The sequence below is a fragment of the Mycobacterium sp. genome (assembly GCF_052144515.1).
Lineage (GTDB): Bacteria > Actinomycetota > Actinomycetes > Mycobacteriales > Mycobacteriaceae > Mycobacterium.
Genome location: NZ_JBKQQD010000519.1, coordinates 1 through 9,174 on the forward strand (window position 1 = coordinate 1; position 9,174 = coordinate 9,174).

At 66.8% G+C, this 9,174-nt stretch carries 10 protein-coding genes; 4 read left to right on the top strand and 6 right to left on the bottom strand.

Translation table 11 applies throughout. The features are described from left to right. On the top strand, positions 1-364 hold a 364-nt coding region (locus ACLP9N_RS35295; protein WP_442411750.1), incomplete at its 5' end, for an isocitrate/isopropylmalate family dehydrogenase. An 81-nt stretch (positions 365-445) separates the two neighbouring features. Here the strand turns inward: ACLP9N_RS35295 and ACLP9N_RS35300 are convergent. Next, positions 446-1,288 carry an alpha/beta fold hydrolase gene (locus ACLP9N_RS35300; protein ID WP_442411751.1) on the bottom strand — a complete coding sequence of 281 codons (843 nt, stop codon included), beginning with the start codon at positions 1,286-1,288 and terminating at the stop codon, positions 446-448. An 87-nt stretch (positions 1,289-1,375) separates the two neighbouring features. Between ACLP9N_RS35300 and trpS the strand changes: the two genes are divergently transcribed. Both trpS and yhjD read left to right on the top strand, forming a co-directional pair. Next, the gene (trpS, locus tag ACLP9N_RS35305) at positions 1,376-2,395 is read left to right on the top strand and encodes a tryptophan--tRNA ligase (protein ID WP_442411752.1); all 1,020 of its coding nucleotides are present in this window, start codon (positions 1,376-1,378) and stop codon (positions 2,393-2,395) included. Between the two features lie 7 nt (positions 2,396-2,402). Continuing rightward, positions 2,403-3,428, top strand: a complete 1,026-nt coding sequence (gene yhjD, locus ACLP9N_RS35310; RefSeq protein ID WP_442411753.1) for an inner membrane protein YhjD — start codon at positions 2,403-2,405, stop codon at positions 3,426-3,428. Here the strand turns inward: yhjD and nagA are convergent. The 4 genes from nagA to ACLP9N_RS35330 are packed head-to-tail and all read right to left on the bottom strand — an operon-like array spanning position 3,425 to position 7,541. Further along, positions 3,425-4,564, bottom strand: a complete 1,140-nt coding sequence (gene nagA, locus ACLP9N_RS35315; protein WP_442411754.1) for an N-acetylglucosamine-6-phosphate deacetylase — start codon at positions 4,562-4,564, stop codon at positions 3,425-3,427. The genes yhjD and nagA overlap by 4 nt on opposite strands. After that, positions 4,561-6,012: a sugar porter family MFS transporter gene (locus ACLP9N_RS35320; protein ID WP_442411759.1), complete on the bottom strand. Its 1,452-nt coding sequence runs from the start codon at positions 6,010-6,012 to the stop codon at positions 4,561-4,563. The genes nagA and ACLP9N_RS35320 overlap by 4 nt, the downstream gene beginning before the upstream one ends. Next, the gene (locus ACLP9N_RS35325; protein WP_442411755.1) at positions 5,934-6,263 is read right to left on the bottom strand and encodes a hypothetical protein; all 330 of its coding nucleotides are present in this window, start codon (positions 6,261-6,263) and stop codon (positions 5,934-5,936) included. Before ACLP9N_RS35325 ends, ACLP9N_RS35320 begins: the two co-directional genes overlap by 79 nt. A gap of 51 nt (positions 6,264-6,314) precedes the next feature. Then, positions 6,315-7,541: a D-alanyl-D-alanine carboxypeptidase family protein gene (locus tag ACLP9N_RS35330; protein WP_442411756.1), complete on the bottom strand. Its 1,227-nt coding sequence runs from the start codon at positions 7,539-7,541 to the stop codon at positions 6,315-6,317. 95 nt (positions 7,542-7,636) lie between these two features. On the opposite strand from ACLP9N_RS35330, the gene ACLP9N_RS35335 reads away from it, so the two are divergent. Next, positions 7,637-7,972, top strand: coding sequence for a hypothetical protein (locus ACLP9N_RS35335; RefSeq protein ID WP_442411757.1), 336 nt, complete (start codon positions 7,637-7,639; stop codon positions 7,970-7,972). A gap of 4 nt (positions 7,973-7,976) precedes the next feature. On the opposite strand, the gene ACLP9N_RS35340 is transcribed toward ACLP9N_RS35335, so the two are convergent. Then, positions 7,977-8,981 carry an SMP-30/gluconolactonase/LRE family protein gene (locus ACLP9N_RS35340; protein ID WP_442411758.1) on the bottom strand — a complete coding sequence of 335 codons (1,005 nt, stop codon included), beginning with the start codon at positions 8,979-8,981 and terminating at the stop codon, positions 7,977-7,979. Positions 8,982-9,174 lie beyond the last annotated feature (193 nt).

Below are 9,174 nucleotides of genomic sequence, written 5' to 3' on the forward strand. Positions count from 1 at the left end.
CTCGCTGGGGCTGATGACGTCGGTGCTGATGACGGCCGACGGCAAAACCGTCGAGGCCGAAGCCGCCCACGGCACCGTCACCCGCCATTTCCGGCAGTATCAGGCCGGCAAACCGACCTCCACGAACCCGATCGCCTCGATCTTCGCCTGGACGCGCGGACTGCAGCACCGCGGCAAGCTGGACAACACCCCGGAGGTGATCGAGTTCGCCCAGAAGCTGGAGGACGTCGTCATCGGGACGGTCGAGAGCGGAAAGATGACCAAGGACCTCGCGCTGCTCATCGGTCCCGAGCAGGAGTGGCAGCAAAGCGAGGAATTCCTCAACTCCATCGCCGAGAACTTGGACAAGGCTCTGGCCAACTAATAACCACCGCGCGAGAGTGCGCGTTTGTACAGTGACACGCCACTGATTAGGTACATCTGCGCACGCCCGCGGGGCTAACGGTTAGCTGGCGGGCGGGTTGACGGCCCGAAGCGCCGGGTTGATCTCTTCGAGGAAGTCGGTGATCACCTCGGTGATGCGCCCGGGCGCCTCGAACATCGGCACGTGTCCGACGCCGTCGAGCACTGTGAGCTTGTGGTCGGCCGGCAGGTGCTCGATGAAATGCCGGGTGAACCTAGGCGCGGGGATGATCCGATCCTTTTCGCAGATCACCAGGTGCGCCGGGACAGCGTTCTGTGCAAGTTCTCGCAGCCCGTGCAGCAGCAGCGCCTTGACCAGCAGCTGCAAGTAGGCGGGGCAGTGCGCGACGTCATCGATGATGATGCTCAGTTCGCGCTCGCTGACCCCGTCCGGCGTCGCGCTGATCGCATAGGTGGCTAACCGGCGGCTGAACGGCAGATGCATCACGCGCGGCCCGAACAACCAAGCGAGTACCAGCAAGGGAATGCCCAGGACGAACTTGGCGATCACCTCGAATTTCACCGGACTCCATCGCGTCCAGCCACCCGCCGGGGCGATGCCGGTGACGCTGCGCGCCCGCCCGCGACGCTCCAGTTCGAATGCGACCCAACCGCCCAGCGAGTTGCCGACGATGTGGGCGGTGTCCCAGCCCAGTTCGTCCATCTGGCGTTCGACGTGATCGGCCAGCACCGAAGAGGACAGGAACCAGGTGCCGGCGGCCGGCCCACCGTTGTGGCCGGCCATCGCCGGGGCGAACACCTCATAGCGACCGGTGTCGGCCAATTGCCTGGCCACCACCTCCCATACCGCGTGCGACAGCAGGAAAGGATGCAGCAGCAGGACCGGCTCTCCGGAACCAAGGTGGATCGGCGGGCGAGTCGTCATGTTGCCGACATTACTAGGCGGTACCGCCGGTATCGAAAAGCAACGTGTCGAACGGCGGCGGGCCTCGCATGAAAAGATCGGGGCATCATGAGCACCGCTACCGGATCCCGCCGGATTTTCTCCGGCGTGCAGCCCACCTCTGATTCGCTTCACCTCGGTAACGCGTTGGGTGCCATCACCCAGTGGGTCGCACTGCAGGACGATCACGAAGCGTTCTTCTGCGTGGTCGACCTGCACGCAATCACCATCGCGCAGGACCCCGAGGCGCTGCGACGCCGTACCCTGGTCACCGCGGCCCAATACCTGGCGCTGGGTATCGACCCCGGCCGCAGCACCGTTTTCGTGCAGAGCCACGTGCCCGCCCACACCCAGTTGGCGTGGGTGCTGGGCTGCTTCACCGGCTTCGGGCAGGCGTCGCGGATGACCCAGTTCAAAGACAAGTCGACGCGCCAAGGCAGCGACTCCAGCACCGTCGGCCTGTTCACCTACCCGGTGTTGCAGGCCGCCGACGTGCTGGCCTACGACAGCGATCTGGTGCCCGTGGGCGAGGACCAGCGCCAGCACCTGGAGCTTGCGTGTGACGTCGCCCAGCGCTTCAACAGCCGCTTCCCGGACACGTTCGTGGTTCCCGACGTGCTCATCCCCAAGGTCACCGCCAAGATCTACGACCTGCAAGACCCGACGTCGAAGATGAGCAAGTCCGCGGCCACCGACGCCGGACTGATCAACCTGCTCGATGACCCGGCCCTGTCCGCCAAGAAGATTCGCTCGGCCGTCACCGACAGCGAGCGCGAAATCCGCTATGACCTCGACGCCAAGCCGGGCGTGTCGAATCTGCTGACCATCCAGTCGGCCGTCACCGGGGTCGGCATCGACAAGCTCGTTGACGGCTACACCGGACGCGGATACGGCGACCTGAAGAAGGACACCGCCGATGTCGTCGTCGAGTTCGTCAGCCCGATCAAGGCCAGGGTCGACGAATTGATGGCTGACCTAACCGAATTGGAGGCTGTGCTCGCGGCCGGAGCGCAGCGCGCCCACGATGTGGCCAGCAAAACCGTTCAGCGGGTCTACGATCGGTTAGGGTTCCTTCCGCAGCGGGAATAGGTGGACCATGGGCGAGCCGGGCAAACCGGGCATTCTCGATCGGCTGCGGGCCCGGTTCGGGTGGTTCGACCACATCATGCGCGCCTACCAGCGCTTCGACGACCGCAACGGCGGGTTTTTCGCGGCCGGCCTCACCTACTACACGATCTTCGCGCTATTCCCTTTGCTGATGGTCGGTTTCGCGGTGGTCGGATTCGCGTTGTCGCGCCGGCCCGAGTTGCTGAGCGAGATCGACAACCACATCCGGGCAGAGGTGCCCAGTCAATTGGGACAACAGCTGATCAAGTTGATGGATTCGGCGATCCGGGCGCGCGCATCCGTCGGTGTCATCGGCCTGGCGACCGCGGCCTGGGCGGGTTTGAGCTGGATGTCTCATCTGCGGACAGCGTTGACCGAGATGTGGTGGGATCAGCCTGTCGACTCGCGCGGCTACGTGCGTACCAAGCTGTCCGATCTCTTGGCGATCTTGGGGACCTTCCTGGTGCTCCTCGCGACCCTCGGCCTTAGCGCGCTGAGTCACGCCACCCCGATGGCTGCGGTACTGAAATGGATTGGCATACCCAAGTATTCGGTGTTGGGCGCGATCTTCCAGATTGTTTCGATCTTGGTGTCGTTGCTGGTGTCGTGGTTGCTGCTCACGTGGATGATCGCCCGGCTCCCGCGAAAGTCGGTCAGCCTGGTCGAATCGATGCGGGCAGGGTTGATCGCGGCGGTCGGCTTCGAACTGTTCAAGCAGGTCGGATCCATCTATCTGCAGAAGGTGTTGGGCAGTCCGGCGGGCGCCGCGTTCGGGCCGGTATTGGGTTTGATGGTGTTCGCCTATATCACCGCGTATCTCGTCCTGTTCTCCGCCGCGTGGGCAGCGACGGCATCGGAGGACCCGCGCGCCAAGCCCGTCGAGCCCCCCGCGCCAGCGATCATCTCCCCCCGGGTGGTGGACGAGGGCTTGAGCCTACGTCAGGCGCTGACCGCAATGGTCGTGGGAGCAGCTGGCGCACTGACCTTTTCGCGGTTGACCCACTGGCGTCGTTAGCCGGCCCACTGGATCCAACCGCCGCGGACCATGACAGCGGTTACCTGAAGATCACGGTCCAGCACAACGAGATTGGCGTCAGAGCCGGGTCGCAGATTACCCACGCCTTCGAGCCCGAGGGCTCGGGCCGGTGTCGCCGAGGTCATCTGAACCGCTGCGGCCAGCGCCGCATCGGAGCCGGGCTCAGCCACTGTCCGGAAGAGCCGATCCATGGTCGCGGTGCTGCCAGCGATCGTCGACGTTCCGTGCACCCGCGCCACGCCGGACGCGACGTCGATCGCGACGGTGCCGAGCCGAAACGTTCCATCGTCGCAGCCGGCTGCGGCGATCGCGTCGGTGACCACGGCGACCCGGTCGGGGCCCGCGGCCTCGATCACCGCGCGCACCACAGCGGGGTGTACGTGTACGCCGTCGGCGATCAGTTCGGCGGTCACCCGCGGGTCTTGCAGCAATGCCAGCGCGGGTCCGGGCTCGCGATGATGCAGTGGTGGCATGGCATTGAACATATGGGTGCCGACGGTCGCGCCCAGTTCGACGACTTGGGTCACTTGCTCGTACGTCGCGTCGGTATGTCCCACGGCGACAACAACTCCCGCATCGAGAAAGTGCCGGATCGCCCACTCGCATCCGGGCCGCTCGGGCGCCAGCGTGACCATCCGGATCGCGTCGCCGCCGGCGGCGAGCACGGCGTCGATCTCGGCGGGGTCCGGATCACGCATGAGCGTGTGGTCGTGTGCTCCGCAGCGCACCGGGCTGAGCCACGGCCCCTCCAGATGGATGCCCGCGACGATGCCCCGTCGGGTCGCCTCGGCCAGCGCCCGCACGCCGGCAATCAGTTCCGCGGGCGCGGTGGTGACCAGACTGGCCAGCGTGCTGGTTGTGCCGTGGCTCAGATGAAATCCCGCTGCCCGGGCGATCTCCGGACCGTCGGCCGAAGTGTAGGAGGCACCGCCACCGCCATGCACATGCATGTCGATAAACCCGGGCACCACAACGGAATCGGGTAAATCGACGTCGGCGAGCGCGGTTGGTGGGCCTGCTCCGCAGGCAAGAATCTCTCGGCCGGCTGTCTGTAACCACCCCGGTCGGCAGATCTGTCCGTCGAGGACGATTGTGCCCGCGCCGATCAGGGTCATCGGGTCTTTGCCTCATCGGGCCAGCGGCCACCGTTCTCCCAGAAATGCCGGATCTCCTCGAGCTGGCGGCCCTTGGTCTCCGGCGCGAACCGGTACACGACACCGAACGCAACCACCGCGAAAGCCCCGAAGACCGCGAAAGCCCCTGCGCCGCCGAGGGAATGCAGCATCGTCAGGAAGCCCGCGGCGACGATCGCGTTGGCCACCAGGCTGGAGGTGAGCATCGTGCTCGACCCGATCGAGCGCAGCCGCGACGGGAAGCTCTCGCCGGCGTACACCCACACCATCGAGCCGAACCCGAAGCTGAACCCGATGATGAACAGCAGCACCCCGGCGAACCCGAATATCACGCTGGAGCCGCGGGAGAATACGACGATCAGCACGACGTCGGCGGCGATCATCATGGCGATGCCGGACAACAGGAGTGGGCGCCGCCCCAGCCGGTCGACGAGAACCAACGCGGCACACACCGCCGCCAGGCCGGCGACCTGTACCAGCGCCGGCAACCCCAGCAGCGCGAAATACCCCTGGAAGCCCATGGCGGCGAAGATTCGCGGGCTGTAGTAGATGATCGCGTTGATGCCGGTGATCTGGACCAGAAAGCCGAGGGTGATCACGAAGACGGTGGCGCGCAGGTACGGCCGACGCACCATTTCAGACAGGCCGCCGCTAAAGCCGAGAGAGCCTTCGCCCAGCGCGCGGCCGATCTCGGCCAGCTCCGCGTCCAGGTAGTCGTCGGGGGCCTCGGGTTCCACGCGCAGCAACGCCCGCCGCGCGTCGTCGACCCGACCCTTGAGCACGTACCATCGCGCGGTGTCGGGCATGCGCAGCAGCAACGGCAGCAGCAGCGTCGCGGGCACGGTGGCCAGCGCCAGCATCAACCGCCAGCTGTGCGTACCGGCCAGCAGGTAACCGACCAGGTAGCCGAGGATGAGTCCGCTGATCGTGGCTAGCTGATAGGCGGCCAGCAACGATCCGCGCACCGCCGCCGGGGCCGACTCGGCCACGTATACCGGGACGACCACCACCGAAACGCCGATGGTCACGCCGAGTAGCAGTCGCGCCATGAGCAGCATCGGCATCGACACCGACGTCGCGCCCAGCAGCGCGAAGACCGCGTAGCCCACCACGATCAGGACCATCGACTTCTTCCGCCCGATCGCATTGGCCAGCACACCTCCGCCGAGTGCGCCGACGATCTGGCCGATCACCACCATCGTCGTCAGCAGCTCTTGCTGCGATGTGGTCAGCCGGAATTGGTCGGTGATGAACAGCAGCGCCCCGGCGATGCTGGACAGGTCGTAGCCGTAGATGACGCCGACGCTGGCCCCGGTAAGCCCGACCAGCAGCCCGCGCCGCGCCGCGCCGGTCAGTTGGGCCGTACCCGGTCGCGCAGCAGGGCGATGACGCGTGCGGGGTCCTCGGGAGTGATGCACGGCTTCACCCAGCGGCCCAGCTCGAGTATCAGCAGGGTCTGTTTGCTTGCGCGGTGCACGTCCCGCGGGAGCCGGTAACGCGGATTCACCGGCCCCAAGAAGCGACCCTTGCCCGACGCCCAGCTCATCGGCTTAGCCCTGATGCCCCGAATCTTGTTGTAGGCGACGCGTTTTGGCACGGAAAGCAGAAAATAGTAGCGCCGGATGGTGATTCCGTCCTCATCGAGCACCAGGCCGGCATCCTCGTACAGGGCTTCGGTCACGTCGATACGGTGTCACAGCCGCGCAGGGCGGTCAATGATGTTCGGGGTTGCTCAGTTTTGCGGTCGGCGGTTCATCGAGCGCGCGGCCACGATCAACGCGAACACGACGATCGTGCCGACCACGGCCACGCCCACCCGCACCGGCAGCGCATCGGCCGAGGACATCAGCCCCGCGGCGTCGGCCACGTTGGCCTGCCGGGCCGCCGAATCGTTGGGCTTGGCAACCAACGAGGGATCGGGTTCGATCAGCGTGCCGACCTGGGTGCCCTGGGGGGTGCCGAAGCCGTAGTCCAGCAGGTGTGCCGCCTGTTCCCAGGGTGCGATCGGCTGCCGGGTGCCATGCAGCAGCACCGCCATCAGCCGCCGCCCGTTGTGGTTGGCGGCGCCCACGAAGGTCTGGCCGGCGTCGTCGGTGTACCCGGTCTTGCCGCCCAGTGCCCCCGGATAGTTGTAGAGCAGCTTGTTGTCGTTTTCCAGCTGGTAGCCGGGGTGGTCGGCGTGCCCGGGGAAGTCGAAGGTGCGGGTCGCGACGATGTCGGCGAAGGTGGGGTTCTGCCACGCGTACCGGTAGAACAGGCCGAGGTCGTAGGCCGAGGTGCTCATGCCGGGCCCGTCCAGTCCCGACGGCGTCGCCGCCCGGGTGTCCCGGCCGCCGAGCTTGGCGGCCAGCACGTTGATCTTCTCCAGCGCTTGCTCCACACCGCCGAGTTGCATCGCCAACGCGTGCGCGGCGTCGTTGCCGGAGTGCATCAGCAACCCGTGCAGCAGCTGATTGACGGTGTACGTGCCGCCGTCGTCGACGCCCACCTTGGTGCCTTCGGCGGCCGCGTCATCGGCGGTCCCGACGACGGACTTGTTGAGGGGCAGCGCGTTGAGGGAGGCCATCGCGACCAGCACCTTGATGACGCTGGCTGGGCGGTGACGGCCGTGCGGGTCACGGGCGGCGATAACCGCGCCGCTGTCCAGATCCGCCACCAGCCATGCCTCGGCGGAGACGTCGCCGGGCGGCGGTGGCGTGTTGGGTGCGATGACGATGTCGCAGCTGCTCAGCGCCTCGCCGCCGACCGGCTTCGGCGGCACCGGCAGCGGCAGCGGCGGGTCGCCGGCCGTCGGGACCTCCGAGGAGTCCACCGCCTTCGGCGTGGACACCTTGTACGGGCAACTCGGCGGGCCGGCATTGGGCCCAGGACTTGGCTCGGCCCTTGCGGCGGCCAGACCGGGCCCAGCGACCATGAAAGCCGCCGCGAGCAGGCATGATGCTGAACGTGTGAAGCTCATCGTCTGTGCAGATTAGGCGATCGGGGACCTGATTGCTCGGAGCCGCGCTGTGACCCGTGGGACTGGTGTTACGGGCTGGGTGCCGATGGCACCCCGTGGGCGCCCCAGCGGAGGCGACGGCCGCGCAGGTCGGGCACCCTGTAGGGGTGCGACCGGTCAAGGGCCTGCTCAAGCAGGTGGAGAAGGCAACCCAGGTTCGGCGCCCGGGACTCGACGGGGTGCTGGCCGAGCTGACGCAGCATCGCGACGCGGCATCCGACCCGGACCTACGCGCGGCACTCGACCGGCTGTGCGAGGTCCTGGCGCGGTTCCTGCGCAACCCGGGTCCCGGGCACAACGGCGACCTGCTGGTGGCAAGCGACGCGGTCAAACGGCGTCTCGCCGCGGCCGAGCCTGGCCGGCGCGCCGTCAAGTGGCGCTTCTGGGCCTAACGGCTCACAACTTGGTGGCCGCCAGATCCACGTGAGCGACGGCCGGAAAGCTGATCGTGCCCATCCACAGCCTGCCGGCGGCCTCGACCACACCGGTGACGGCGCCGAAGTCCGGATGCTTGGTGCGCAGGCCGGCGACGGCCGCACCGTTGTCGGGATCGAACGCGACCGCCCAGACCTCCGGATTGATCTGCGGCCGCAGCCGATCGGGCAGTCGCCACGCCAACTTGCGGATGATCGGGGCCCGCGGCAACATCCATTCCAGTGCGGCGTTCACCTCGCTGACCATCGCGGTCCAGATTCGGCCGTCCGCGCCAGTGGACAGGTTGTCGGGCATTCCGGGCAGGTTCACCGCCAACCGTGTCACCGATCCGGCTTGCGGCCCGGTCAGCCAGTACTTCGACAGCCGGCGCGCCTGGGTCTCGGCGAATACCAATGCCGACCCATCGGCCGTCGGCGTCAACCCGTTAGCGAAGTACAGTCCGTCGACCAGCGTGGTGTCGGTGCCGTCCGTGTCGAGCCGGAACAAGCCGCCGCGTCCGCGTGCCTCCACGATCGGGGCGGTAAAGTGCTCGAAATGAAAGTCGCACGTCGACTCGGTGAAATAGATTGTGCCGTCTGCTGTTTCGGTGACGTTCGAGCAGAACTTGAGCCGTCTGCCGGCGACCGATTCGACGAGCACGTCCAACGTGCCACTGGCGGAGTCGAGGGCGAGTAATCCGCGAAGGCTGTCGCAGATCAGGACCCGGCCATTGGGAGCGATGTGCAGACCGAGTGGTCGTCCGCCAGTGTCGGCAATGACCGTAGGCGGGCCCCCGTCGGTTGGAATTCGCACGATGCGCCCGTCCTCCAGACCCGTCCACAATTGGCCGGCCGCGTCGACGACGACATCCTCGGGCCCGTTACCGGGGAGCGGGACGGTGGTAATACTCGGCGTCGGCATGTCCGGCAGCGGGTCGACCGGTGGCGGCTGCCACCGGACCGGGTCGATACGTGGTTTGCGAACCATGCCAAGGACCTTAGAGCCGCGCTTGGCGTTTTGGGTCGCGGCCTCTGCGCCGTGGCTTCGCCACGGCTAGGAGACTCCTGAATAATCCCGCGTGGCGGTTGGCTGGTTGATCGTGGGTTTTTGGGATGATTGTGGGGTGCAGGGTCGCTCTGATGATCAGCGGGAAATCCTTGATGCGGAGTCGGTGACGGGG

Excerpts from the sequence above, each read along its gene's own strand:
- yhjD (WP_442411753.1), top strand. The coding sequence starts at position 2,403 with ATGGGCGAGCCGGGCAAACCGGGCATTCTCGATCGGCTGCGGGCCCGG.
- trpS (WP_442411752.1), top strand. The coding sequence starts at position 1,376 with ATGAGCACCGCTACCGGATCCCGCCGGATTTTCTCCGGCGTGCAGCCC.
- ACLP9N_RS35330 (WP_442411756.1), bottom strand. The coding sequence starts at position 7,541 with ATGAGCTTCACACGTTCAGCATCATGCCTGCTCGCGGCGGCTTTCATG.
- ACLP9N_RS35340 (WP_442411758.1), bottom strand. The coding sequence starts at position 8,981 with ATGGTTCGCAAACCACGTATCGACCCGGTCCGGTGGCAGCCGCCACCG.
- nagA (WP_442411754.1), bottom strand. The coding sequence starts at position 4,564 with ATGACCCTGATCGGCGCGGGCACAATCGTCCTCGACGGACAGATCTGC.
- ACLP9N_RS35300 (WP_442411751.1), bottom strand. The coding sequence starts at position 1,288 with ATGACGACTCGCCCGCCGATCCACCTTGGTTCCGGAGAGCCGGTCCTG.